Below are 24,937 nucleotides of genomic sequence, written 5' to 3' on the forward strand. Positions count from 1 at the left end.
TGTGGGGAGCGCGGACTGTTGTCGATCTCAGCGCACGGAGAGCCGTGTGATCCGAGCGTCGGCGGGCAGTCGTCCGTCGACCTGCACGGCGACGTACCGCGCCGACGTGTCGAGGGTGAGCTTCCGGTTGTGGCCGCGCCCGTCGACCCGGCCCGCACTGCGGTAATCGACACCGTCGTCGCTGACCTCCGCTCCGAGAGCGGGCGCACCGTTGACGGTCCAGGCCACCTCGACCGAGCGCACCGGCAGCCGCGCGCCCAGATCGACGACCACGCGCCCGTCGGGGCCGGGCCGCCACGCCGTCGCCGGATCGCCGTCCACCGCGGCTGCCGGGTCCGACATGCCCGCGGGCAGCGGACTGCTGGGGAACACGGTGCGGCCGAGCGCGAGGTCGTCGAGGGGGAAGGCGGTCGCGCCATGCAGACGGACGGTCGTCTCACGGCCATGCGACACGGCGGCGACCTCGCTGCGATGCTGTCCCTCCACCCGGACGCGGCAGGTGGCGCCGGACAGCCGCACGGTGGCACCGTCCATGACCCGCGCGCGCAGTCCAGTGGGCAGTCGGCCGGCGCCCGCCGGGGGCGACAGCGTGAACCGCGGTGCGAGCAACAGGGCGTCGGCCGCCCTGAGTTCGACCTGATGAGCGGTTCCGTCGTCGGTCAGGGTCTGCTCTCCCTGGAACACCACACGGCGGGCACTGGACTGCGGCACGTCCACCGTCGTGGTGACCGTGTCACCCGACAGGTTGAACACGCTCAGATGCTCGTCCGTGAACGCCACCTGGATCGCCTCGTTCCCCGCCGTGGGCGAGGCCTTCCGCGCGAGCGCGCGCAGCGTGTTGGCCGACGCGCCTGGATACCCCTCGACCACGACGGGCGCCGCGGGGCCGTCGGCCGCCAGGACCGTGTCCCCGTACACCGCGACCGGGTGGTCCGAACCGCGCACGACAAGCCCGGCCCGCCCGTCGATGTCGAGCCAACCGCCCCGACTGCTCACCTCGGGAACCGGCCAGACCGCCAGGTCCTCCCAGTGCTCGCCATCGGGCGAGCCCTGGATGCGGTAGGCACGCCCGGCCGCCGCCTCCCAGCGCAGCGTGACGCGGTCGACTTCGTGCGCGGCACCCAGGTCCAGCGCCAACCAGCTGTCGGTGCGCGGGCGTTCGGCCTTCGCGACCGCCCACCGCGTCGCCGGGTCGCCGTCGAAGGCCAGCTCCGGACCCTTGCCGGGATCGTACGAGGACGCGGTGGCCGCCCCGCCGCGCGCGAGGTCGGAGCCGTCCGTCCCGTCGCGCACCTCGAACGCGTAAAGCGAGTACCCGTACGTCGGGTCGGGACGCACCCCGAGCATCCGAATGTGCCGTGCGGTCGTGCGGGAGAAGCCCACTTCGTCGACGCGCGCCGCTGCCGTGGTCGACGTACCGGCGTCCTGCGCGCGAACGGAGACCTCACCCTCCTCGAAGCGGTAGGAGCGCGTGCCGTCGAGGCCGGCCATCCCCGGCATGGTGAGGTTGTGCACCTCAAGGTGCCCTTCCCCGGCGGCTGTTCCGGACGTCGCGTAGGCGACGGCACCCGTCGGCAGTGTCGTGAAGCCCGCGTAGCCGGTGTCCAGACGCAGCACGGTGGCGCTGCCGTCGAAGCCGTCGCGCAGGGACGTGTACAGCCGGACCGTGCGCTGCTCGACCTTGCCCGTCGTCGCAGGCAGGAACATCGGCGTACCGCCGCTGAGCTTGAACAGCCAGTCGTCGTGGCCCGGTTGCCAGGCGAACTTCACAAATCCGGCCTTGCTGACGGCTCCCGCCCACGCGGTCCGCGTCTGGTGCGAGACCAGCCCCGGTGCCGTGCCGAAGTCCGTGACTCCCGACGCCTGGGTGAAGAGTTCGTCCTCGGACAGCGGACGGACCCGCTGGCCGTTCGCAGCCGCCCACACATGCAGCAGATAGCTGATGGCCACCTCGGCCCGTGCCTCCGGCTCGTATTTCGGCTCACCGGAGAACTTCGCCAGGCGGTACTCAGGCGGGTACTTCTGGTACGCCTCCAGCCGCTCGGCCAGTGCCTGTTCGGCCCGCGCCGCCGCCCGGTCTCCCGCCACCTGCGCCAGGAACGCGAGCGGGATCACGTCCCTCCCGTACAGATGCTCGCGGTCGTTCACCATCGGCATCAGTGGCTCACCGGCGTCACTCATCACCCCCAGCAACGTGCGCCACAGCGGCTGTGCGTTGGGCTGCGCGGTCAGGACCTGCGGCAACGGCTGCCCGGCGGCCAGGAAGTGCGCCGCGTTGCGGCCCGAGGTGCGCCACAGCTCCTCCTGGTAGTGCGGGCCGAAGGAGCCATGGTTCTCGACGATGAACGTGTCGTACAGGTTCCGGGCGGTGCTGCGCGAGACGGCGACGCCGTCGACGAGTGCCGGATTGGCCAGGTCGGCCGGGGGAAGCCCCGCCTCGTTGCGCGACCAGGTGCCGTAGGCGGACACCCAGTCGGGGCGGCGCGCATCGTCAGGCGCCCATGCGAGAGCGGGTGCGAGGGTCTGCGCGTACAGGCCCATCTCCTCCAGTTTCGTGTCGCCCACGTAGCCGCCCTGCAGCCCGTTCGGCGTCCAGTCGCCCGAGTCCGGGTCGTCGCCGGTGCCCAACTTCGTTGTGTATGCGGCCTGTTCGCGAATGATGGTGTCGACGTTCGTGCGCGTCGCGCTGTCGAGGTCCTCCCAGAGCAGGCGCGCGGCAAGGATGAAGTACGACTGGAAGGTGGTGTCGAAGAACAGCTTGCGGCCCCACTGGGTCCCGCCCGTGAGCCGGTTCGACGCCGCGAAGTGCCTGATCGTGGCGAGCGTGCGCGCCTTGAGGGTGTCCCGGTCGACACCGGCCGAGTCGCTGTCGTACGTGCCATGCGTGAGCAGCACCGCGTGGCCGAGGACGACGGCGAAACCGAAGTCCTTGTCCGTGTAGTAGCCGCGCGCCTCGTCCCACTGCGTCTCGGACCAGTGGGTGTGCTGGAGCAGAACGCGGTGGTACGTGGCTGCTGTCTCGTCCGGGGAAGAAGCGGAACCGGCGGAACCAGCAGAACCGGCAGAACCTGTGGAACTGCCCAGCGCCTGGGCGGAGTTCGCGCCGACGACGGTGGGCAGTGCGGCCAGGGCGCCCGACACGCCGAGGAGTTGCAGGAATCTCCGGCGGTCGACCTGCAAGGGGTGGTGCGACATGTGCGGGACCTCTTTCACAAGACAACGTTGTCAGGCGTGCGGTGGCGCCCATTCTTCGATTTGTCGGGCGGAGCGTCAAATGGGCGCGAAGCCGCTGGTGATCGAGGGGCCTGTGGTAGCGGCCCGCCGCAGCGGTCCGGAGCGGAGCATCTGGGCACGACGCCGACCGAAGAGATGGAACATTGCCATGCCGAGCTTCGAGATCACACCGATAGGCACAGCCCGCAACAACCGGACGGACATCCAGCACACGGACAACGGGGACGCCGTCCGCAGCACGATCACCGTCGACGAGCGCTTCGGTGAGGCGACGATGTCTCAGAGTGCCGGCGGCCCCGCCTCGATGCGGCGTAGGACCGGGGGCAGGCGATCGAGGTCGGGGCCGGTCTGGATCTGTCGTTCGTCCCACCAGGTGGCGCCGGCGTCGTGCAGGGGGCCGATCACGTCCCTGGCTTTTGTCGCGTCCGGAGATGTGGCTCCGCCGAGCACGAACTCGAACGGGCGCTCGTTCCCGCCCGCACGCTGGTTGCGCACGTAGCCGATCAGTTCCCGTACCTCCGCAGCGTCCGGCACGTGCCCATGCCGGGCCGTCTCGAAGAGCGGCACGGCGCCGTCCCACCGCGCTGCCCGCCGCATGGGTGCGCGGCGTGGCCAGAATCCGCCGATCCACACCGGGGGACCGGGCTGCTGTGCGGTGGCGGGAAGCATGGTCACGTCCCGGACCTCGTAGTGCCGGCCACGGTGGTCCGTCGGCTCGCCGGACCACAAGCGACCCAACAGCTCCAGCCCCTCGTCCAACCGCTCGGCGAGGACGCGCGGCTCGGCAGTGTCGCCGAAACTGCGGTACTCGTCCTCGACCGGACCGCCCAGACCCGCACCGAAGATCACCCTGCCGCCGCTGAGCTGGTCCAAGGTCGCTACCTGGCGGGCGAGTTGCTGCGGGCGATAACGGGGGACCGGCGTCAGCAGGGTGCCCAGTCGGATCCGTGAGGTCGCCAGCGCGGCGGCGGTGAGCAGCATCCAGGGGTCCCCGAAGGGGCGTCCCTGGTGCTGTCGGTGCAGTACGTGATCCCAGACGAAGAGCCCGTCCCAGCCCGCCTGTTCGGCTGTCGCCGCCACGGTCGCGACGTTACGAGGATCGGCGAAGTCGCCGAAATTGGGGATATTGACGGAGAAGCGCATGCCAGCAGGATGCGGCGCAATCGGGTCCGGATCCAGCCGGTTTCACGGCATTCGCCCGTCAGGTGTACGGAAACGCCCCTCCCGAGCGTGGACAGGACCAGGTGAGGGCTGCTGCCGAGGCTGATCCGCCCGGCGAACTGTCCTCAGGCCGTGAGGCCGCCGGGCCGCGGGGTGGTCGGGCGGTGCCGTATGCCGTCAGGACTTTGTGGCGGTGTCCGAGGGTCGTAGGACTCGGGCGAGGAACTCCCGGGTGCGCGGGTGTTCGGGGTTGCCGAGGACGTCGTCGGGGCTTCCTTGTTCGACGATCACGCCATCGTCCATGAAGACGACACGGTCGGCGACTTCGCGGGCGAATGCCATTTCGTGGGTCACGACCATCATCGTCATCCCGTCGTCCGCGAGGCCGCGCATGACGGCGAGGACGTCCCCGACCAGTTCGGGGTCGAGGGCGCTGGTGGGCTCGTCGAACAGCATCAGTTCGGGGCCCATCGACAGGGCGCGCGCGATGGCCACCCGCTGCTGCTGGCCGCCCGACAGTTGCGCGGGGTAGCTGTCCTCCTTGTCCGCGAGTCCGACGCGGGCCAGGTTCTGCCGGGCCACCTGGACCGCTTCGGCCTTGCCTCGGCCCAGCACTCGGCGCTGGGCGATCGTCAGGTTGTCCAGCACGCTCAAGTGCGCGAAGAGGTTGAACTGCTGGAAGACCATGCCGATACGGCGACGCAGCCGGTCGATGTCCACATCGGGGTCGGTGATGTCGGTTCCGGCGATGAGGACGTGCCCCTGGGTGGGCTGTTCGAGGAGGTTGGTGCAGCGCAGCAACGTCGACTTGCCCGACCCGGAAGGGCCGATGACGCACACCACTTCGCCGGTGTCGACAGCGAAGTCGATGCCGCGCAGGACGTGCAGGTCACCGAAGGACTTGTGGAGCGCGCGGATCTCTATCGCCCGCGTGGGTGCGGGCGTGGGCGTGTCCGCGGTGGTGGTGGCGTTCGTCATGCCCGTCCCCTTGTGTTCTCTCATGGTGCCGGAGGGCTCGCTGGCGCTCATCGTTCACCGTGCCTTCGCATGGCCCGCCTCCAGGCGGCGCACCACGTAACCGAGGGGGACGGTGATCAGGAGGTAGCAGAGACCGGCCACGAAGATGGGAGTGGTGTTGGCGGTCTCGCTGGCCAAGTCCCGTCCGAACTTGGTGAGTTCACGGGTCTGCAGGGAGACGCCCAGGAACAGCACCAGTGACGAGTCCTTGAAGAGGAGGACGAGTTCGTTGGTGAGTGGCGGCACGATGATGCGGAAGGCCTGGGGGATGACGATCGACCACATGGCCCTCGCGTGGGACATGCCGAGCGTTCGCGCGGCCTCCATCTGACCGCGGGGCACGGCCTGGATGCCGGCCCTGATGGTCTCCGCCATGTACGCGGCGGCGACTAGGCCCAGAGCCACGGCGACCTGCCCGTACGCGCCGCCGGGGATCGCGAGGCCGGGGAACGCCAGGGGGACGCCGACCCCGATGAAGATGAAGATCAGCAGAGCGGGCAGCCCGCGGAACACCTCGATGTACAGCGAGGCGAGCCACCGGTAGGGGGCCACCGCGGAGAGCCGCATGAGGGCGATGACCAGCCCGAGCACTAGGCCCACGCCGAATCCCGACAGGGTGTACGCCACGGTGTTGGCCAGCGCGACGGTCAGCAGGTCCGGGAACATCCGCTTGGCCACGGACAGTTGGAGGAACTGTTGCTGCAACTGGTGCCAGTCGGCCAGCACCGCGACAGCGATCACCGCGCCGGCCAGGACGACGTACTGCGCACCGCGGAGCATGCTGCGTCGCCGCCGCGGGGAGAGGCGGGTGCGCGCGGCGGCCTGGCCCGCCGGGGCCTTCCCGACAACGGGTGTGGGCGAGGAGGTCACTTGGACGCGGCCTCCGCGGGCATCGGGCCGATCCACTTCTCGTACAGCTTCTTGTACGTGCCGTCCTGCTTGGCCTTCTTGATGGCCTTGTCGATGGCGGCGAGGAGTTTGGGGTTGCCCCCCTTGCGCACGGCGTAGCCGTACTTCTCGCCCGTCTGAACGGTGCCTGTGACGGTGAACTTCGCTGCGTTGGCGGGGTCCTTGAGCCAGGTCTGGGCCACCGGGTAGTCCTGGATGACGACGTCGACCTGGCCGGTGCGCAGTCCGTTCAGCTCGGCGTCCGAGCTCTCGAACGACTTGGAGTCGATGCCCTGTGCGTGCGCCGTGTCCTCACCGGTGGTGGCCGACTGCGATCCCAGCTTGATCTTGCCGCTCTTGATGGCGTCGAGCGACTTCGCCTTGACGCCCTTGCGGGCCAACAGGGCCTGGTTGGCGTCGAAGTAGGGGGTCGAGAAGTCGAGGTGCTGCTTGCGCTCCGGGGTGATCGTCATGCCCGCGGCGGCCAGGTCGCAGACCCCCGCGTTGAGGTCCGCACCCGTCTTGATCGTCTCGAACGACTTGTCCACGATCTGCTGCTTCAGACCGAGGTCGTCGGCGACCAGGTCGATCAGGTCGACGTCGAAGCCGACGATCTTCTTGCCCTTCTCCGACTGGAACGGCGGGTACGGGAGGTGCGTACACGTCGTCAACTGGCCGGATTCCACCAGCTTCACGCCGTCGGCTGTAGTGGTGGCCTGTTCGCTGCTGCAAGCGGTGGCGGACAGGGCGAGCGCGGCGGCGAGTGCGAGCGGGGAAGAACGGCGGACGAGTCTTCCGCTGAGGCTCACTGGACTCCTCTTAGGCATGGGGAACACAACTTCCGTTGGACGGGGAGAAGTTGACCTGGTGTGGGACGGGCACCGAGGGGTGCCCGCGCAGCCGTGACCACGGGCCACGGGGGACAGGCCCGAACGGAGCTCCGACTGCGGTGGGCACACCCTGCATCAGCGCGAACACGAAAGTCCAGGGCTGTCACCAGCCACTCTGGAAGCCTTCACATTTTCGATCTTGGGTGGTGCGGACGGGGTGCGACTTCCTCGCCGACCGGGCACTTACGGGATGACGTGCACATGCCTTGACGGGTGGTCTCGACCACAAGCACCGTTACGGGAGAGCCGTTCTTCGTCCTCGAACCGAATGCCGGTGCGCCTGAGGATCCGGCCGGCGACGGCGGTGACGACGGCCGCCTGCTGAGCGAACCCGTGAGTGCGCGGCACCACCGACAGGAGCCGCCATGACCGCCGCCATTACTTCCGCCACGATCCGCCGCTCCAGATGCCTCCTGCTCATCCTCGCCGTGCTGATACTGCTGACCCTGACACCGGACGCACTGTCCGTGGCCTCCGCTCCCGTCAGGGGAGCCGAGGTCGTCGCGGTCACACAGGTCGCCGACCGCCAGGTGGATCTGTCCGTACGCTCCCCGGCTCTCGGCGGCCGGACCGTCAACGTCCGGCTGCTCACGCCCGACGGCTGGAACCCGGACGACCGCCGTCGGCACTGGCCGACCCTCTGGCTGCTGCACGGATGCTGCGGCGACTACACGTCGTGGACGAGCCAGACAGACGTCGCACGCGTCGACAGCCTTCGCGATGTACTCGTGGTCATGCCGGAGGCCGGCTGGAACGGCTGGTACAGCGACTGGTGGAACGACGGGCGGGGCGGCGATCCCGCCTGGGAGACGTTCCACACCCAGGAGTTGCGCCGGCTCCTCGAACACGACTGGGGAGCGGGGCCGCGTCGCGTGATCGCCGGACTGTCCATGGGAGGGCAGGGCGCGCTGATGTACGCGGCCCGTCACCCGGGCATGTTCATGGCGGCAGCGGCGTACTCCGGATCAGTGCACCCGTTGCTGAACGACGAGTCGGTCGACCGCATCATGGGATTCTTCGCGGGCCAGGGCGGCGACCCGCGCCGGGTCTGGGGCGACCCCGTGGCGCAGCGGGACATCTGGGCGGCCCATGACCCGTACTACCTGGCCAAGCGCCTCAAGCCGGTCCCCGTGTACCTGTCGTGCGGCGACGGCACCGCCGGTCCCCTCGACCCGCCGGGCGTCACGAACGCCCTCGAAGCCGACTTCAACCGGCAGAACCACGCCCTGGCAGGCGCGCTCGAAAAGGCGGGTGCCCGGCACCTGACCACCAACTTCTACGGGCCGGGGACCCACAGCTGGCCGTACTGGGAGCGAGAGCTGCACGCCTCGCTGCCGATGCTGTTGGGGGCGTTGCGGGTCCCGCGCTGAGGTGAGGCGCGGCCGGCCCCTGGACGGGGGCGGCCGCGAGCGGGTCCCGAACCGTGTCATCATTTAATGACATCGCCTGATGACAAGAATGGTGACTCTCTCTTGCAGCCCTCCATACCGGCGTCCGCGCGTACCTCCGTCGCATCGGCACCGACACCGGCACTTCGGCACCCACGGGCCCTCGTGCCCGTCCTCGTCTCGCTCGGGATGCTCGTCGCCGTGGTCAGCAGCCTCGGCGCTCCGCTCATCCCGACGATCGCGGCCGAGGACCACGTGGCCGTCTCCACCGCCCAGTGGGCGCTGACGCTGACGATGCTGGTCGGAGCCATCGCCACACCGGTCATGGGACGCCTCGGCGACGGCCCGCACCGCAAGAACGTGATCCTCACCGGCCTCGCCGTGGTCCTGGTGGGCAGTCTCCTGGCAGCCCTGCCCCTCGGGCTCACCTGCCTCCTCACGGGGCGGGCGCTGCAGGGCGTCGGCATGGGCCTCGTCCCGCTCGCCATCGCCACCGCCCGTGACGCACTCCCTCCGGAGCGGGCACGGTCGGCGGTGGCGACGCTCTCCCTGACCACTGCCGCGGGCATCGGCCTCGGCTATCCGATCACCGGCCTGTTCGCCCAGTACCTCGGCATGTATGCCGGTTTCTGGTTCGCGGTCGCCACGGCCGCCGCCGCGCTCGCCGCCACCGTGATCGTCGTGCCCGCGGCGCCGAACCGCCCCACCATCCCGATGGACTTTCCCGGCGCGCTGCTGCTCGCCGGCGGCATGGCGGCCCTGCTGGTGACGCTGGCCGAGGGGGAGCGCTGGGGCTGGGGATCCGCGCGGCTGCTCGCGCTCGCCGTCGCGGCCGTCGTCCTCCTCGCCGGGTGGGTGCTGCACTCGATGCACTCCACGCATCCCCTGGTGCGCGTACGGCTCATCAAGGACCGTGGCGTCCTTGTCGCGAACCTGACCACGATGGTCGGCGGCGTCGGCACGTACCTGTTGATCGCCCTGGTCACCCGCTACGTCCAGACGCCCGAGTCCGCCGGATACGGCTTCGGCTCGTCCATCGTCGTCACCGGTCTGCTGCTCGTGCCGTTCTCCGCGGCGAGCCTGATCACCGGCCGCCTGGTGCGGATGCTGGGCGCGGCGGCGACGCCCGCCCGCATGCTGCCGCTGGGGTGTCTGCTCTCCCTCGCGGGCCTGGTCTGCTTCCTGCTCGCCCGCTCCAGCCTGTGGGGCATCGGCACGATGATGGCGCTCGCCGGACTCGGCGTGGGGGTCACCTTCGCGGTCACGCCCGGCCTGATCGTCGGCGGCGTGCCCGCACAGGAGACGGGCAGCGCGATGAGTTTCAATCAGGTCATGAAGTACATCGGGTACTCGACCGGCAGCGCGCTGAGCGCGGTCATCCTGCAGGCCGCCACCGACCCCGGCGCCGCACTGCCGACGAACGACGGATACCGCAACGCGGGCCTCGCCGGCTGCGCCGCCTTCGTGATCACCGGCATCCTCGCCGTGGTACTCACCCGGACGGGCACCCGGCTGCGGCCGTCCGTGGTCGCCGCGGGGCACACCGCGCCGGCCGCCACGGCTGACCGGGCGCGCCCCGAGCCGAGCCGCCCGTGAGCGGGGCGACCGCCGGCCCGCGCCGGAACTCCGCCCGCACCCGCGAGGCGCTGCTGCAGGCGGCGACCGAACTCTTCTCCGAGCGCGGCTACGACCGCACCACCATCCGGGAGATCGGCGAGCGGGCGGGGGTCGACCCGGCCCTGATCGCACGCTACTTCGGCAGCAAGCCCCTGCTGTACGTGGAGGTGCTGCGCGCCGAACACGGCGACAGTGCCCCGGACGACCTGCTCACCGAGCCCCGCCTGCGCGAAGTCGCCGAGCGTGCGGAGCGGCGCGGGCCTGTGCCGCTGCTGAGGGTCGCCGTCCAGCCGTTGAGCGACGGGGCCGCCCAGGACGCCACCCGCGCGGCCCTGCGGGCCCGGCTCGTGGATCCGCTGCGCGCACGCTTCGCCCGGGAGGGCCGGGACCGCGCCGGGCTGCGGGCCGATGTCATGGTGGCGGCGGTCGCCGGGGTACTGCTCGCCCGCCATTCCGGGGCGTTCGAGGACCTCGCCGACGCGGAGGTGGACGAGGTCGTCGACGTGCTCCTGGAGACGCTCGGTGGCGAGGCACCCGCCGGCGATCGGTGAACGCCGGCAGGACCGCTGGGTTCACGCGTCCGCGAGCCATTCCAGGGCGGCTACGACGAGTGCTTCCACGCCCGTGCTCAAGGTGGGCTCGACGAGGGGAGCGAAGTGAGGGGAGTGGTTGGCCGGCAGCTCGTCCAGCCGGTCTTCCTTGAGTGCGGTGAGGACGGTTTCGGTGTCCAGGCCGCCCCAGAACCAGAACACGGTCGGCACGTCGAGCACCTCACCGAAGACGCCCACGTCCTCGCTCGCGTTCACCTGCGGCATCGTCATGATCCGCTGCTGCCCGAAGTGCTCCGCGAACGCGGCGACCGTGGCCTGCGTCGCCGCCGGGTCGCTCACCAGCGCCGGTGCGGCGCCGGTCCAGGCGAGTTCCGGCGGCTGCTCCGCGCCGCTCGCCTGCGACTCCGCCGTGACGATGCGCTCGATGGCGCTGCGGACCTTGTCACGGATCGCCGGGGTGAACGTCCGGACGTTCACCCCCAACTCGGCCCGGTCGGGGATGATGTTGTCCTTTGTGCCCGCCTGCAGGCGGCCCACCGTCACCACGGCGGTCTCCGCCGGAGGCACCTCCCGCGCGACGATGCCCTGGAGCCGCGTGACCACGTTCGCCGCCATGAGGACCGGGTCGATCGACGCCTCGGGCCGGGATCCGTGGCCGCCGCGGCCGTGCAGGGTGATGTCGAGGGAGTCCGCGGCGGCCATCACCGGGCCGGTGCCGTAGCCGATGACCCCCGCGGGCAAGGGCCCGACGTGCTGGCCCAGCACGATCTCGGGCTTGGGGAACCGCTCGAACAGTCCGTCGTCGATCATCCCGCGGGCGCCGACCGCGAGTTCCTCGGCCGGCTGGAACACCACGAGCAGTGTGCCGCGCCATCGGTCACGCGACTGCGCGAGCAGCATGGCGGCACCGGTCAGGCAGGCGGCGTGCATGTCGTGACCGCAGGCGTGCATCACCGGCACGTCACGACCATCGTGGTCCACGCCACGCGCCTGACTGGCGTAGGACAGCCCGGTCTTCTCCTCCACCGGCAGCGCGTCGAAGTCCGCGCGGAGCATCACCACCGGCCCGTCACCGTTGCGCAGTACCCCGACCACGCCGGTGACACCGATGCCTTCGGCCACCTCGTCGAAGCCGGCCTCGCGCAAGCGGTTCGCCAGCAGACCGGCGGTGCGCGTCTCCTGGAGCGAAAGCTCCGGATTCCGGTGCAGATCCTTGTAGAAGGCGGCGAGTTCATCGCGGATCTCCGACAGTTGCGCGGTCACCGTCTGCGACATGGCTACCTGACCTTTCCGAGTACCGATGTGCGTACCGTACTTCCGCACGCACAGGCCAGTCGCGTGGGCCCCGGAGGAACGCGTCCGTGCTGTCGGCCTTCCAGTCGCCGATGCGGTCCGGGCGCCAGCCGCGCCGCGGCCTCACCTGGCCCGGGATTCTGGCGCCATGTCAGACAACTTCGAAATATGCACTGAATGCAAGGATTCCACTTGATCGGCAGCGTGCCGTCACACCTTGAGTCCTCCCGGAATGACAGCTAATGAGCCGATTATTACGTTCGTTGCATGTCGGCTGTCCAGCTGGCGTCTCCGAGACAGGGAGGATTGACATGCCCACGCGAATGTTCGCCGTATCCGCCGCCATGGTGAGCGCAGCGGTCCTTGCCACCGCCGGCATCACCTATGCCGCGCAATCCGAATCGACCCAGGCCGCCCCGTCGGCCAAACAAGCCGCTCCGCCGGCCAAACAAGCCGCACCGTCGGCAAAGCGAGCCGCCCCGCCCGTCAAGCAGGCCGCCCCCGCGACGGCTCCCCTCGGTTCCGACAGCACCGACGGCAGCGGGGACGAGGGCCGTGGCCACGAGGACCGTGACCGTGGCTACGGCGGCAAGAAGGAAGGAAGGATCCACTTCAACGAACGGACCTTCTCCGCCCAGATGGAGGGCTGCATCCCCGCTGCCAGCGGGCTGGGCTCAACCAGTTTCAGCATCGACAACGACAGCGACAAGACCGTTGAGGTCTACCGCGGGTTCAACTGCGACAACGGTGCGCCGGTGGCCACGGTCGGCCCCTACGGCGCCACTTATGGTGTCGCACCCCGGACCGGCCAAGGGAGCGGCCAGGGAGGCATCTTCGTCGAGGACGCGGTCGTGGGCAGTTTCCGGGTGATCGGCCACCACGACGAGTGGTGACACCACCATCCCGAGCACGGGGGATCGCCGGCCCGTCGGAATCGGGCCGGCGATGGCGGCCTCGTCCCACTGGAGTCGGCCCGCTGCTACGGACTGACTCCGGACGCGGGGAGCGGAGGTGCTGATCCCCTGGGTGATACACCGGCCGGCGAGATCCGTGCCGCTTGCAGGGCCGGGCGCTGGTCCTGATGGTGCGGCGGAGTATCTCCGAGGGTCAGCTGTCATGGCAGTTCCCCGCCGGCGAGATCGAAGTCGGGGAGACCCCCGAGCAGGCGGCCGTACGCGAGACGCATGAAGAGGTCGGCCTGGCGCGGACCCTAGGTGAGGGCGAGGAGGCTGACGGCGACGGCTGCGGTGCCCAGGCCGACGAGCTGGCCGCGGTAGATGCGTTCGGCGAGCACGCTCCGGGCGAGGAGGACGGTGCCGACCGGGTAGGGGGCCGTGATCACGGCGACCACGGTGAGGTCTCCGCCGCGGACGGCGAGGAGGAACAGCAGGTTCGCCGGTGAGTCCGGCACGCCCGCGGCGGCCGACATGGCGTAGGCGGGCTTCTCGGCACCGAGCCTGCGGGCACTGCCTGACGCCCAGCGGCCTCAAACGGACCGGGTCTCCGGCTTGTGGGAGGGGTACGCGCCACCCGCCACCGGTGGAACGGACCGCTGGGGCAGGCCGGACACCCCGTCGCCGCCGGTCTCTTCGAGCGAGCGGTCGCGGGTTTCCTCGGCCCAGGCGACACAGGCCAGGAATCCGACGAACGTGATCCCCGCCCCGATGTACATCGTCAGGCCCGCCCCGAGCTCGGTGAGCGACACGGGCACGAGGAACGTGCCGACGGCCGCACCGAAACGGGTCAGCGCGACCGCCACGCCGACGGCCGCCGCGCGGATGTGAGTGGGGAACAACTCGTTGGGATAGCTCCACTCGAGGATGCTCGGACCTCCGGAAAGCAGGGCGTAGAGGCAGAAGAAGGCCACGGAGAACGCGGCGGGCGCGTGGGTCCAGGTGCCGAGCGCCATCAGCGGAAGGACCATCAGCGCGAACGACCAGATGATGGTCTTGCGGCGGCCGACGGTCTCAAGGAGACGCATCGCGGGCAGGCATCCGACGGCGAAGACGAGGTTGATGAGCGCGGTGCCGAGGTTGGCGGCGTTGCCGGTGCCGAGCCCGAAGGCCCTCAGCAGCTGCGGACCGAAGGTGAGCAACGCGAAAAGCGGGATGATCGCGCAGCTGAAGAAGACGACGACGAACGCGGTACGACGCAGGTAGACACCGCGGAACAGCTCGGTGATGTTCCCGCGGGCCCGCCCGGCGTCGGGCGCGGCATCCTGCAACTCGGCTGCGGACACCGGAACTTTCAGCGCGTGCTCGATGATCTGGCAGGCCTCCTCGGCCCGGCCGGCACCGACCAGCCAGCGAGGAGACTCGGGCGTGCCGACCCGGAGCAGGAAGATGACCGCCGACAGGATCGCGGAGCTGCCGAGCATCCAGCGCCAGCCGCCGTCGCCCAGGTACGCGGTGATCAGGTATCCGACCAGGTAGGCGAGGGCGGTGCCCACGTACCAGATGACGATGATGGACGTGAACATCTGAGCCCGGCGCTTGCGGGGCAGCCATTCCGTCAGCAGCGCCGTGGCGATGGGATAGTCCGCGGCGATGGCCACACCGATCACGAAGCGCAGCACGATCAATTGCCAGGGTTCGGTGACGAACACCGAGAGCACCGACGCGATGACCAGGGCGAGGATGTCGAGGGTGTACATGGTCTTGCGGCCGACCCGGTCGGTGAGGGGACCGAAGACCAGGCCGCCGAAGAACATGCCGATGAGCGCGGCCACGCCGATGACCGCCTCGGTCGCCGTGCCCAGCGCCATCTGGGCGGTGATGCCGGTCAGCGCGATGCCCACGATGCCCAGGAGGTAGCCGTCAAGGAGTGGGCCACCGCAGCAGGCGGCGGTCAGCTTGCGGTGGAATCCGGTGACGGGTGCGTCATCGATGACGGAAAATCCCACGATGTTTCCTCACGATTCGCTGGGTCGGGGACAAGTGGGTCAAGAAAACCGAGGATGTGCCGCTCCCGCGCCTCTACCGGGTTGCCGGGTCCACCCAGACCGGGGACGACCACGCCATCTCGCCGTCGACCTGGATCGCCCGCAGGTAGTACCACGTGGGAGCCGTGACGGTGTCCGTCCACCGCAGTCGGCGCTCGGCGCCACCGATGCTGGTGAGGCCCCCGACGCCGGGCTGGATCCGGAAGCGGCCCGGGCAGCTCACGGGCATGTCGACCACCTGGCCGACCAGTTCGCCGAGTGGGACGGTGAGATCGCCATGGGCGGTGGTCACGGTGACGCGAGCCTCTGCCGGTCCGACCAGGGTGAGTTCGATTCCGCCGCGCTGGGCTCCGTAAGGCTCTCCGAACGTCCGCGTGCTCGCGCTCCATCCGACGTCCGCGGATGTGGCATGCGTGATCTCCGGGCTCCAGTACGGAGTCTGGACCACCTCGCCGTCCTCGATGTGCAGAGCGCCGTCCCAGGCGACGGTGGCGTGACCGAGGCCCCACTCCAGCCGCAGCGGAACCGTCAGCCATCCCTCGGGCACCTGCTGCTCGGGAACGACGGTGTGTACGGGCTGCCCCTCCTTGAGGATGTCGATGCGGGCGATGTCGGTGTAGCCGCGGACGTACGCCTCTATCTCCACCGGTCCGCTCGCGGTGAGTTCGGATCCCATGAAGGCGTCCCCGATACGGAAGTCGACCACGACGTCCCGGGTCGAAGCGCCGAAGACCCTGCGCTGGTCGAGCGCACCGTAGACGGACGCGCGGTCCAGGTTCTCGGCGTACGCGCCGACGTAACTCGCGCCGTGCCCGTGGTCGGAGGAGGCGATCAGGCCGAACCGGTACCCGCGGTTCAGCCCGTCGGTGACGAAGGTGCCCGGCAGGGTGCCGTCGGAGTACTGGCGGAAGCAGCCGTCGGCCTCGTAGTTGCCACGGCAGGCCTGGAACACCTCGGACAGGCGCAGGTACTTGGGGTCGTAGTAGTCCCAGTCGAACGGCACCATGGCCGACCCGGGATGGTGGGGGATGGTGATCGCGGGGAAGTCGGGGTGCTGGTCCAGCAGCTCCCACAGTTTCGCCGGGGTCGAGGTGGGCTGGGCGTAGGAGGAGTAAATGGGTGCGCCGCGCTCCACGTCGCCGAAGATGACGTTCTGGTGGCCACTCATTCCGGTCCACTCGAAGCCGTACAGCGGGACGAACCGGCCGTCGATGCGGAACAGGTCGGCGAGCTTCTGGATGCTCCACCACTGGTAGTCACTGCTGTTCTCCGAGTGGTCGGTGACCGCCCAGAAGTCGTACTCGCACACGTCCCACGAGTAGCGGTAGAAGTCCTCCAGGGACGGTTCGTCGCCGGAGGTGCAACGGCTGACCAGGGAGTGCCGGTGCAGGTCGCCCCAGTACAGCTGGTACTCACGGTCCCCGACCGTGGTGCGGTACCGGTCGCGTTCGGCGCTCACCCAGGTCCTGGCCTCGTACCGCCGCTCGCTGTGCACCACCTCGTGCGCGGTGCCGGCCGCCGCTGCACCGGCCGCCACCTGGATCTGCGCGTGGCCCACCTTGCCGACGCCGTGCACGCTGTGCCAGATCACCTCGCCCTGGTGCTCCAGCAGGAAGGGGCACTCGCGGCCGCCGAAGCCCTCGGTCCACTCGAGCCCGCGCGCCAGACGGCCGTCGGTCTGCCAGGCGACGGTGACCGTGTCGCCGACCGCGGCCAGCGCAGGCTCCTCGAGCGTGCCGTCGCTTCCGGCGTACGTGGTCGGCGCGGACCACCCCTGCGGGCCGAGGGTCTGGGTGGCGACCTCCCAGTAGTACGTCATCAGGGGGAGTCGCCGGTGGAACCGGTAGGCGACCACGAGCGCCCCGGAGGCCGTCGTCGTGAGGCGCGGCAGCGCGCTCGGTGTGGTGTCCAGGCAGGGGGCCAGCTCGCCGGTGGCCTCCCGGACCGCGTCGTCGTCGACGCGGACGACGCGGAAGGACGCCTCGATGTCGGGCAGCAGCTCCGGTGGCACGTAATCGCCCGGCTCCCGCATCCCCGAGGGGCCGGCGACGCCACCCAGCGTCTCCGTGGCGCGAAGCCTCGTCGGGCCCGAACTCCCGTGCCCGTGCACGGTGATGACGTCGAACGCACACCAGATGCCGCCGTCCCGGGTCACGGCCACGCTCGGGTGCAGCGCGTAGTCGCTCCCGGAGCTGACAGCCCGCAGCGGCGAGAGGGCCCCGTCGGCCGACCTGGTGCGCAGGACCACGCGGTAGGCACCCTGGTGGTACTCGCTCCAGGCATACACCGTGCGCCCGTCGGCGGCAGCCACGGACGGGTCCCACACATTCGCCGCCGACGTGTCGCTCACCAACTGCGTGGGCTGCCAACGCCTTTCCACCCACCGCCGCGTGTAGATGCCGAACCGGCCCTCTTCGCGGCCCTGCCAGCACACCTCCACCGAGCCGTCCGGATGCGCGACGATCTCCTGGTTGAACGACGGATGGCTGGTGGTGCTCACCAACTCGGGTGTGTTCCACGCGCCGTCCTCATAACGGGACGCCCACACACCCACCTTCCCGCCCTCAGCGCGGGCGTAGCACACCCAGGCCCGGTCGGATCCGTCGAACACCGCGGTGGGACGGAAGCAGTCACCCGGGCTGCCGGACAGAGTGACGGACTCGCCCACGTCCTGCCCGGCCGGCTGCAGAGCGGCGACGACACACTCGCCGACGTCCTTGCGCCACTCGATCCAGGTGTGGAGCAGGTCGCCGTCGGCGGAGGCGGCGACCGACGGGCGGGCCGCCGACGTGGAGCCGGGCACCAGGCTGCCCGGCCGGCGCTGGTGCCCGGGCAGCTTCCCCGCGGTCTCCAGTGCCTGGTCCGCGGTGTCGAGGAACTCCCGCAGCCGCCCGCCGCCCTCGTCCACCCACATGTAGCGCAGCGGGTCCGGGTCGAGGAGCTTCTCGACCTCGGTGATGTCCAGACCATCGTCAATTGCCTTGGCGAATCGGCGGTTGAAAGCGAGTACGAGTTCCAGGTCGGCCCGCTGCTGATCGGTGTATTCGCCACTGTGGTGGTCGATTCCGCAGGAAAGAGCGTGACCGTGAGAATGGCTGTTCCCGTGGGAATGGCCGTGCCCGTGCGAATGTCCCATACTTTTCTCCTCGCCAATTGAGCAGGCAATGCGGTGGAGCAATTCAGACGTAGGTGCTGCCGGAATTGGTATGAGCCACCCTCGCAGTCGTCTTCTGACTCGGTCAATCGATTGACCGGAGGCAGCCGAGACGCGTTATGAATGGGGTTGGTAGAAAGTTTTTATCCACTGAGCGGTTTCGATCCCGCCCAGGTGCTGACAGGGCATAGGTTCAGGGGCGCGACTGCTGCCCGACGGCGATGTCGACGAAGGCCTGGGCGGCCGGGGACAGCGGGCCCGACCGCCACACCACGTGACCACGGCGTAGCAACCGCGGCCGGGTGGACAGCATTCGGGCTCCGCGCAGCGCGGCGTCCGAGGCCATCGACGCGGGCAGCAGCGAAGCCCCGACGCCCGCCAGCACCAGCGGCGCGATCATCGCGCGGTGCGCCGTCTCCACCACGATCCGTGGCATGGTGCCGGCGCCCGCGCACACGTCCTCCAGGATGTCGCGGGTGGCGGTGCCGCGGGGCGTGACGACGAGATCCATCCCGGCCAGCTCGCTCAGCGTCACGGTGTCTGTGTCTGTGTCCGTGTCTGTGTCCGTCTGCGGATGCGGGTGGTCAGGGGGCAGGATGACGTACATCTCCTGCTCCGGCAGTTCATGCGAGGACAGGTCCGACAGGGCCACCGCCTCGTCCACCAGCCCCAGTTCGCACTCGCCGCTTTCGACCATGCGCACGACGTCGCGGCTGTGTTCCGGGTCCACCACGTGCACACCCACCTTCGGGTGCGCCCGATGGAAGCGCCCCAGCATGAGGGCCAACGGGTCGACGGCCAGGGTCGTCTGCGAGACGATGTCGAGCCGGCCGCCGCTGAGCCCGAGGACCTCGCGGACCAGCGACCTCGCGGTGGACAGGTCGCGCAGGACCTGGCGCGCGGGACCGACCAGCGCCTCACCGGCCGAGGTGAGGGCGGAACCCTGCGGCAGTCGGTGAAACAGGCTCCCGCCCAGTTCCCGTTCAAGGGCCCGGATTGCGTGGGAGAGCGACGGCTGGGCCACATGCATGGCGCGCGCGGCGGTGGTGAAACCGCCGTGTTCGACCACGGCCATGAAGTATTCCAACTGGCGCCGTTCCATATGTCCCTTGGGTGCCTAGGTCCGGCAGTTGCTGATTGCGCAACTCATTTCGCCTTGCGGGACAAATATGGAATCGCGGAAGGATGACTGTCAAGGTCCGCAGCGGCTGCGGGCCTATGTGCCGGTGCCTGACCGGCCTCGGGTCCGGGTCAGGATGGCCCGCAACTCCGCCTCGGGGAGCTTCAGTTGACGGTCCGCCGTGAGCAGGCCGTTGATCTCCTGCTCGGTGTCGGTGAACTGGGTGAAGCAGAAGCCGGCGAGGCCCGAGTCCACCGCGGCCTCCACCAATCCGGCCAGGCGCTCGACGAAGTCCTCCTTCGTGCTCACGGTGTCGTAGCCGAACCACTCCGCACCCTCGGCCGGTTCGAAGGTGGCCCCGCCGAACTCGCTCAGTACGACGGGCTGCCCCTGGTGGCGTACGCCGTCCAGGACGAGGCGCTTGGCGCCGGGCCACTGCTCGGCGAACTCGCCCTGCCGCACCGAGTGGTGCCCGTACCGTTCCCGCAGCACCTGAGCGTCCTGGGTGTAGTCGTGCACACCCCAGATGTCGGCGGCTGAGATCTCCCAGCCGTCGTTGGAGACGGCCGGGCGTGACGGGTCGAGGGCCTTGGTCAGGTGGTAGAGGCTGTCCATGAAGTGCCGCTGTGCGGGGACGAGCGCCGGGTTCGGCACGGACCAGGACTCGTTGACCGGAACCCACGCGACGATCGACGGGTGGCTGAGGTCGCGCGAGATCGCCTCCGTCCATTCACCGACCACCCGCTCGACGGTCTGCGTGCCGAACGTGTACGCCGACGGCATCTCCTCCCAGAGCATCAGCCCCAGCCGGTCGGCCCAGTAGAGGAAGCGGGGGTCCTCGATCTTCTGGTGGATGCGCAGCCCGTTGAGGCCGATGGACTTGGCCAGTTCGGCGTCGCGGCGCAACGCGTGGGAAGGCGCCGCCAGATGGGATGCGGGCCAGTAGGCCTGCTGGAGCGCGAACCGCAGGAAGTACGGCTTGTGGTTGAGCAGGAAGACGCCGTCGTCCCAGCCGATGTCGCGCAGACCGAGGTAGGACGTGACGCGGTCGACGGAGGTCTCGTCGGCCGCGTCGCTCAGCGTCACGTTCGCATCGACGAGATGCGGCTGCTCGGGGCTCCAGAGCAGGTCGTCCAGGTCCTGAGCGTGTCGAAGGGCCGGCACCGCGACGTCGAACTCCGTCTCCTGGCCGTCGGTCAGCGTGCGCTGATCGGCCAGCACGCGATCGCCCTGTGTGAGGCGGACCGTGACGGTCAGCGGACGTTGCGGCCACCGGTTGAGCCGGAGCCGGCAGCGGACCCGGGCGTGGGCCACGTCGGGGGTCCAGTGCAGGACGGTGATGTGTTCGTTCGGCACGTCCTCCAGCCACACCGGCTGCCAGATCCCCGAGGTGCGGTGGTACCAGATGACGTGAGGATCCCGTCGCCAGTCCTGCTTGCCGCGAGGCTGCATGGTGTCGAGGGGCTGGTCCTCGGCCCGGACGACGACGGTCTGCTCCCCGTCCCGGTGGACTGCGTCGGTGAGGTCGCAGGAGAAGCCTGTGTGGCCGCCTTCGTGACGCCCTACCAGGTGTCCGTTCACCCAGACCTCGGCCCGGTGATCGACCGCGCCGAAATGCAGCAGCAGACGCCGGCCCTCTGCCGGCCGGGTGACCTCGATCGTGCGCCGGTACCAGAGCACCGGGTGGAAGGAGGTGTCGCCGATGCCCGATGCCTCGGACTCGGGTGGGAAGGGCACAGCGATGGTGGCGGCGAAGGGTTCGGTGGTGTCCGGGTCCATCCAGCGGCCGGAGCGGCCGTGGTCCGCGTCGTCGTAGGAAAACTGCCACGGACCGCTCAGGTCCCGCCAGTTGGGGTCGCGGACGAGCTGCGGCCTCGGGTGACCGGCAGCGTCCAGATGGGGGTACGGCATGCAGGAACTCCGGTGGTGTCGTACGGGAGTACAGGGGAGGACAGGTGCTGCCGAGATCAGCTCCGGTCCGAGCCGGACCGGAGCTCCACGACTGTGGCGGCGAACGCCAACGGCCCGGGCAGCAGCGGGGTCAGCAGGGGAATCGACCAGGCGAGGACCACGCTCAGGAGCACGGCGCCGGCGAGCAGGACCGTGGCCCCCAGGGTGAGCAGCGCCAGCGCCGGCGACATGACGGCCGCGCCGGGCAGCGAACTGCGCAGCAGCGCGGCGTCGATCAGGACGACGAGCGCGAGCAGCGGCGGAACGCACCCGGCGGCCAGCACCCGCGCTGTCATGAGTGCCCTCAGGTGGCCGACGTACGTACCGGCCCTGACCTGGACGCCGTGGTCCGCGGTCTGCCGGAGGGCGGCCGACGCAGCGGCGAACGCGGCCGGTGCCGTGACGATCGGAAGACAGGCCGCGGTGGTGAGCAGGCCGACCAGGAGCACGTCGGCGAAGAGGGAGAAGCCCGGCCCGAAGACCTCGCCGGGCTCCCGGTGATCGCGGCTGTCCCGGCGGGACGCGGTGGGCACGTGGGTCATGGCGGCTCAGCCCTTCAGCCCGGAGGTGGCCATGCCCTGCACGAGATAGCGCTGGAAGACGAAGAAGAACAGCACGATCGGCAGGACCGAGATCACCGACATGGCGAACATGGGCCCGTACGCGGAGGTGCTGGACTGGTCGACGAAGCTGCGCAGGGCGAGCGTGATGGTGAACTTCTCCGGCGCGAACAGGTAGATCATCTGCGTGAAGAAGTCGTTCCACGTCCAGATGAACGTGAAGATGGCGGTGGTGATCAGCGCGGGACGGGTCAGTGGGAGAGTGATCGACCAGTACGTGCGGAAGGCGCCGCAGCCGTCGATGCGGGCGGACTCCTCCAACTCACGCGGCAGGCCGCGCATGAACTGGACGATGAGGAAGACGAAGAAGGCCTCGGTGGCGAGGAACTTGGGCAGGATGAGTGGCCAGTAGGTGTCCACCATGCCGAGCCGGTTGAAGATGATGTACTGCGGGATCAGGACGACGTGGTGCGGCAGCATCAGCGTCGCCACCATGAAGGCGAACATCACCTTGCTCATACGAAAGCGCAGCCGGGCGAAGGCGTAGGCGGCCAGCGAGCAGGACAGGACGTTGCCGACGACGGCGCCGACCGCGATCAGCAGGGTGTTGCCGAGCAGTCGTGTGACGGTGATGCCCGAGACGCCGTCCAGCGCGGTCGTGTAGTTCGACCACTCCAGGTGGCTGGGCCACAGGTCGAGCCTGGTCACCACCTCGTCGGCCGGCTTGAGCGACGTGGCGAGAAGCCAGGCCAGCGGATACAGCAGTACGAGCAGGCAGACGGCCGCGGCCGTCTGCGGCAGCCACCGCTTCATGGCGATGTTCATCGTCCCTCCTCGTCCGCGTAGAAGACCCAGGACCGGGACGTCCGGAACAGGATCAGGGTGATCGCGGCGATGGCGAGCAGCAGCATCCAGGCCATCGCCGCCGCGTAGCCCATGTGCGATGCGGTGAAGCCGCGTTCGTACAGATAGAGCGTGTAGAACATGGTGGAGTCGGCGGGGGCGCCCTTGCCGCCGCTGATGACGAAGGCCGGTGTGAAGACCTGGAAGGAGTTGATGATCTCCAGCACCAGGTTGAAGAAGATGACCGGGGACAGCATCGGCACGGTGATGGAGAGGAACTGCCGTCGGCGGCCGGCGCCGTCGAGCGACGCAGCCTCGTAGAGATCGGGCGAGATCTGCTGCAGGCCGGCCAGGAAGATCACCATGGGTGCCCCGAACTGCCACACCGTCAGCAGGACGACCACGTACACCGCGAGGTGGGGATTGCCCACCCAGCCGCCCACATGGATGCCGACCGAGTCGAGAAGTCCGGAGACCGTGCCGCCGTCGTTGAAAAGCGCCTTCCACACCAAGGCGATGGACATGCTCGCCCCGAGCAGGGACGGCGCGTAGAAGGCGGAACGGTAGAAGGCCCGGCCGCGATTGAGGTTCTTCAGCAGCATCGCCACACCGAGGGCGAGGGCCAGTTTCAGCGGGACGGCCACGACGACGTACAGCATCGTGGTGCCGACCGACCGCCAGTAGCGGGGGTCCTCGGTGAGCATCTCGGTGTAGTTGCGCAGGCCCACCCAGTGCGGCGGGTCGAACAGGTTGTAGTCCGTGAAGGACAGGTACAGGGAGACGGCCATCGGCACGAGGGTCAGGACGACCGCGCCGATCATCCATGGGGAGAGGAACACGTAGGCGGGCCACTGCCGTTCACGTACCTGGCGCCGACGCCGGGCCGGCGGCCGACGGTCCGTGTCCGGGGCGGGGCGCGAGGGCGCCCTGGTCGACACAGTGCTCATGACCTCAGCTCCCGGTTGGCCTCGTCGATGAGTTCGCGTGCCGCCTGGCGTGGTGTGGCCAGGCCGTACATCACGCGCTGGTATTCGCGGGTGAACGCGGTCTGGATCGCGACATCGCCCCGTGGCGGGGCGGTCGGTGGGGCGTCCAGGCCGTACTTCTCCATCGTCTGCGCGTACTCGTAGATCTCCCGCTCGGCGCCCTTGAGCGTCTTGGCGACGCGGGCGGCGATCCTGCGGTTGGGCGGAGTGGACCGGGAGAATGCGAGGATGTCGCCGACCCGTTGGTCATTGAGGAGGAAGTCGACCAACTGAGCTGCCTCCTTGGGATGTTCGCTGTCCGCGCTGATGCCGATGAGCATGCTCGGCTTGAAGTACGCGCCCTGGTGGCCGTCGGTCGTGGGGACCGGTGCGAAGTGGACGGAATCGCCGAGCAGGACCGGGTAGCTGGGAAACGGCGCGTCCCAGGTGAAGTCGGCGGCGGCCAGGTGACGGCCCATCGGGCTCGTCTCGGTGCTGTTGGCCTGTGCGGTGTCCCTGGCCTGAGCGATGGTGCCGTCCTTGCGCAGCCGGTCGCAGAACGTCCAGAACGCGGTGAGGTCGTCCTCGGTGAACCCGAGTTCGGTCTGGCTCGCGTAGAGCCTTCCTCCACGGCTGCGCAGCCAGGTCTCGAACACGTCCTCGTTGGTCCCGCCGTCGTTGGCGCCCGCGAAGGGACGGCCGTCGGGCGACTTCAGTCCCAGGGCGGCGATCTTCTTGTTGGCCCTTTCCCAGTCCTGCCAGGTCCAACTGGGCTTTGGGGTAGGGATGTTGGCCTTCCGGTAGACGGCGGAGTCATAGGCGTAGCCGGTGATGCCGCGGCCCATGGGAAGGGCGTACTGCCCGCCCTTGTACGTGCCGGTGCGCAGGAAGTCCTTGCTCATCTCGGACGTGCGGATCGTGCCGTCCTTGACCACGTCGTCCAGTGACATCAGCGCGTCCCCGCCCGCGTACTGGGTCACCTGCCGGTAGTCGAGCTGGACCACGTCGGGCATGCCACCGCCGGCGGCCTGCGTGGCCAGCTTCTGCAGGTACGCGCCGAAGTCCCCGTTCGATGTGCGGACGGTGACGCCGGGGTGTTCCTTCTCGAAGAGCCGCACCGCCTGTTCGGTGCGCGCGGCACGATCGTCGTTGCCCCACCAGGAGAACATGAGGGTGACGCCGCCGGATGTACTGCCACTCGCGGTGGAGCAGGCGGAGAGCGTGGAGGCCAGCGCAGTACTGAGGCCGGCGGCGGCCGCGGCCAGGACGGCCCGGCGGGGGAGTGGGCGCCGGCCGCTTCGGGGGTCGGGCATGGGGGCCTTCCAGGGAAAGGTACGAGGGTTGAGGGGCAGGGGGCCCGGGTGG

The 24,937-nt window shown here is 69.5% G+C and carries 19 protein-coding genes; 5 read left to right on the top strand and 14 right to left on the bottom strand.

Going from position 1 to position 24,937, the window contains the following annotated elements; all coding sequences use genetic code 11:
• Positions 1 to 27 precede the first annotated feature (27 nt).
• The 5 genes from AC07EJ_RS03290 to AC07EJ_RS03310 form a co-directional block, all read right to left on the bottom strand.
• Entirely contained in the window at positions 28 to 3,195 is a 3,168-nt protein-coding gene (locus AC07EJ_RS03290; RefSeq protein ID WP_478883634.1) for a discoidin domain-containing protein, read from the bottom strand.
• 318 nt (positions 3,196 to 3,513) lie between these two features.
• Positions 3,514 to 4,377 (bottom strand): LLM class flavin-dependent oxidoreductase, encoded by an 864-nt coding sequence (locus AC07EJ_RS03295; protein WP_389487694.1) that lies wholly within the window; start codon positions 4,375 to 4,377, stop codon positions 3,514 to 3,516.
• Positions 4,378 to 4,572: 195 nt separating this feature from the next.
• Positions 4,573 to 5,373 (bottom strand): amino acid ABC transporter ATP-binding protein, encoded by an 801-nt coding sequence (locus AC07EJ_RS03300; protein ID WP_389487692.1) that lies wholly within the window; start codon positions 5,371 to 5,373, stop codon positions 4,573 to 4,575.
• A 54-nt stretch (positions 5,374 to 5,427) separates the two neighbouring features.
• On the bottom strand, positions 5,428 to 6,192 hold the full coding sequence (locus AC07EJ_RS03305; RefSeq protein ID WP_389487758.1) for an amino acid ABC transporter permease: 765 nt from the start codon (positions 6,190 to 6,192) through the stop codon (positions 5,428 to 5,430).
• A gap of 86 nt (positions 6,193 to 6,278) precedes the next feature.
• Complete coding sequence (locus tag AC07EJ_RS03310) at positions 6,279 to 7,127, bottom strand: ABC transporter substrate-binding protein (RefSeq protein ID WP_389487690.1); 849 nt, start codon at positions 7,125 to 7,127, stop codon at positions 6,279 to 6,281.
• 428 nt (positions 7,128 to 7,555) lie between these two features.
• Here AC07EJ_RS03310 and AC07EJ_RS03315 point away from each other — a divergent pair, with 428 nt between their 5' ends.
• From AC07EJ_RS03315 to AC07EJ_RS03325, 3 genes are all read left to right on the top strand, one after another.
• Complete coding sequence (locus AC07EJ_RS03315) at positions 7,556 to 8,560, top strand: alpha/beta hydrolase (protein ID WP_389487688.1); 1,005 nt, start codon at positions 7,556 to 7,558, stop codon at positions 8,558 to 8,560.
• Positions 8,561 to 8,743: 183 nt separating this feature from the next.
• On the top strand, positions 8,744 to 10,174 hold the full coding sequence (locus AC07EJ_RS03320) for an MFS transporter (protein ID WP_478883635.1): 1,431 nt from the start codon (positions 8,744 to 8,746) through the stop codon (positions 10,172 to 10,174).
• On the top strand, positions 10,171 to 10,746 hold the full coding sequence (locus AC07EJ_RS03325; protein WP_478883636.1) for a TetR/AcrR family transcriptional regulator: 576 nt from the start codon (positions 10,171 to 10,173) through the stop codon (positions 10,744 to 10,746). The genes AC07EJ_RS03320 and AC07EJ_RS03325 overlap by 4 nt, the downstream gene beginning before the upstream one ends.
• Positions 10,747 to 10,767: 21 nt before the next feature.
• Here the strand turns inward: AC07EJ_RS03325 and AC07EJ_RS03330 are convergent, their stop codons facing one another.
• The gene (locus tag AC07EJ_RS03330; protein WP_478883637.1) at positions 10,768 to 12,021 is read right to left on the bottom strand and encodes an amidohydrolase; all 1,254 of its coding nucleotides are present in this window, start codon (positions 12,019 to 12,021) and stop codon (positions 10,768 to 10,770) included.
• 341 nt (positions 12,022 to 12,362) lie between these two features.
• Between AC07EJ_RS03330 and AC07EJ_RS03335 the strand changes: the two genes are divergently transcribed.
• A complete protein-coding gene (locus tag AC07EJ_RS03335; protein ID WP_389487680.1) occupies positions 12,363 to 12,932 on the top strand; it encodes a hypothetical protein in 570 nt (189 codons plus the stop codon).
• Between the two features lie 164 nt (positions 12,933 to 13,096).
• Positions 13,097 to 13,441: an NUDIX hydrolase gene (locus AC07EJ_RS03340; protein WP_478883638.1), complete on the top strand. Its 345-nt coding sequence runs from the start codon at positions 13,097 to 13,099 to the stop codon at positions 13,439 to 13,441.
• Between the two features lie 84 nt (positions 13,442 to 13,525).
• Here AC07EJ_RS03340 and AC07EJ_RS03345 read toward each other — a convergent pair whose 3' ends face one another.
• The 8 genes from AC07EJ_RS03345 to AC07EJ_RS03380 form a co-directional block, all read right to left on the bottom strand.
• On the bottom strand, positions 13,526 to 14,941 hold the full coding sequence (locus tag AC07EJ_RS03345) for an MFS transporter (RefSeq protein ID WP_478883639.1): 1,416 nt from the start codon (positions 14,939 to 14,941) through the stop codon (positions 13,526 to 13,528).
• Positions 14,942 to 15,014: 73 nt separating this feature from the next.
• Positions 15,015 to 18,116 (bottom strand): DUF3604 domain-containing protein, encoded by a 3,102-nt coding sequence (locus AC07EJ_RS03350; protein ID WP_478883640.1) that lies wholly within the window; start codon positions 18,114 to 18,116, stop codon positions 15,015 to 15,017.
• Positions 18,117 to 18,327: 211 nt separating this feature from the next.
• The gene (locus tag AC07EJ_RS03355) at positions 18,328 to 19,236 is read right to left on the bottom strand and encodes a LysR family transcriptional regulator (RefSeq protein WP_389487674.1); all 909 of its coding nucleotides are present in this window, start codon (positions 19,234 to 19,236) and stop codon (positions 18,328 to 18,330) included.
• A 114-nt stretch (positions 19,237 to 19,350) separates the two neighbouring features.
• Entirely contained in the window at positions 19,351 to 21,165 is a 1,815-nt protein-coding gene (locus tag AC07EJ_RS03360) for a glycoside hydrolase family 2 protein (RefSeq protein ID WP_478883641.1), read from the bottom strand.
• A gap of 56 nt (positions 21,166 to 21,221) precedes the next feature.
• Positions 21,222 to 21,746, bottom strand: coding sequence for a hypothetical protein (locus AC07EJ_RS03365; protein WP_478883642.1), 525 nt, complete (start codon positions 21,744 to 21,746; stop codon positions 21,222 to 21,224).
• Between the two features lie 6 nt (positions 21,747 to 21,752).
• Entirely contained in the window at positions 21,753 to 22,589 is an 837-nt protein-coding gene (locus AC07EJ_RS03370; protein ID WP_389487669.1) for a carbohydrate ABC transporter permease, read from the bottom strand.
• Positions 22,586 to 23,554: a carbohydrate ABC transporter permease gene (locus AC07EJ_RS03375; RefSeq protein ID WP_389487667.1), complete on the bottom strand. Its 969-nt coding sequence runs from the start codon at positions 23,552 to 23,554 to the stop codon at positions 22,586 to 22,588. The genes AC07EJ_RS03370 and AC07EJ_RS03375 overlap by 4 nt, the downstream gene beginning before the upstream one ends.
• Positions 23,551 to 24,885 carry an ABC transporter substrate-binding protein gene (locus tag AC07EJ_RS03380; protein ID WP_478883643.1) on the bottom strand — a complete coding sequence of 445 codons (1,335 nt, stop codon included), beginning with the start codon at positions 24,883 to 24,885 and terminating at the stop codon, positions 23,551 to 23,553. Before AC07EJ_RS03380 ends, AC07EJ_RS03375 begins: the two co-directional genes overlap by 4 nt.
• Positions 24,886 to 24,937: the final 52 nt, after the last annotated feature.

Source organism: Streptomyces sp. NPDC045026, assembly GCF_056432625.1.

Coding starts and splice junctions, on each gene's coding strand:
- AC07EJ_RS03290 (WP_478883634.1), bottom strand. CDS start 3,195: ATGTCGCACCACCCCTTGCAGGTCGACCGCCGGAGATTCCTGCAACTC.
- AC07EJ_RS03370 (WP_389487669.1), bottom strand. CDS start 22,589: ATGAACATCGCCATGAAGCGGTGGCTGCCGCAGACGGCCGCGGCCGTC.
- AC07EJ_RS03355 (WP_389487674.1), bottom strand. CDS start 19,236: ATGGAACGGCGCCAGTTGGAATACTTCATGGCCGTGGTCGAACACGGC.
- AC07EJ_RS03305 (WP_389487758.1), bottom strand. CDS start 6,192: ATGCTCCGCGGTGCGCAGTACGTCGTCCTGGCCGGCGCGGTGATCGCT.
- AC07EJ_RS03365 (WP_478883642.1), bottom strand. CDS start 21,746: ATGACCCACGTGCCCACCGCGTCCCGCCGGGACAGCCGCGATCACCGG.
- AC07EJ_RS03335 (WP_389487680.1), top strand. CDS start 12,363: ATGTTCGCCGTATCCGCCGCCATGGTGAGCGCAGCGGTCCTTGCCACC.
- AC07EJ_RS03295 (WP_389487694.1), bottom strand. CDS start 4,377: ATGCGCTTCTCCGTCAATATCCCCAATTTCGGCGACTTCGCCGATCCT.
- AC07EJ_RS03300 (WP_389487692.1), bottom strand. CDS start 5,373: ATGACGAACGCCACCACCACCGCGGACACGCCCACGCCCGCACCCACG.
- AC07EJ_RS03310 (WP_389487690.1), bottom strand. CDS start 7,127: ATGCCTAAGAGGAGTCCAGTGAGCCTCAGCGGAAGACTCGTCCGCCGT.
- AC07EJ_RS03375 (WP_389487667.1), bottom strand. CDS start 23,554: ATGAGCACTGTGTCGACCAGGGCGCCCTCGCGCCCCGCCCCGGACACG.
- AC07EJ_RS03350 (WP_478883640.1), bottom strand. CDS start 18,116: ATGGGACATTCGCACGGGCACGGCCATTCCCACGGGAACAGCCATTCT.
- AC07EJ_RS03360 (WP_478883641.1), bottom strand. CDS start 21,165: ATGCCGTACCCCCATCTGGACGCTGCCGGTCACCCGAGGCCGCAGCTC.
- AC07EJ_RS03380 (WP_478883643.1), bottom strand. CDS start 24,885: ATGCCCGACCCCCGAAGCGGCCGGCGCCCACTCCCCCGCCGGGCCGTC.
- AC07EJ_RS03315 (WP_389487688.1), top strand. CDS start 7,556: ATGACCGCCGCCATTACTTCCGCCACGATCCGCCGCTCCAGATGCCTC.
- AC07EJ_RS03330 (WP_478883637.1), bottom strand. CDS start 12,021: ATGTCGCAGACGGTGACCGCGCAACTGTCGGAGATCCGCGATGAACTC.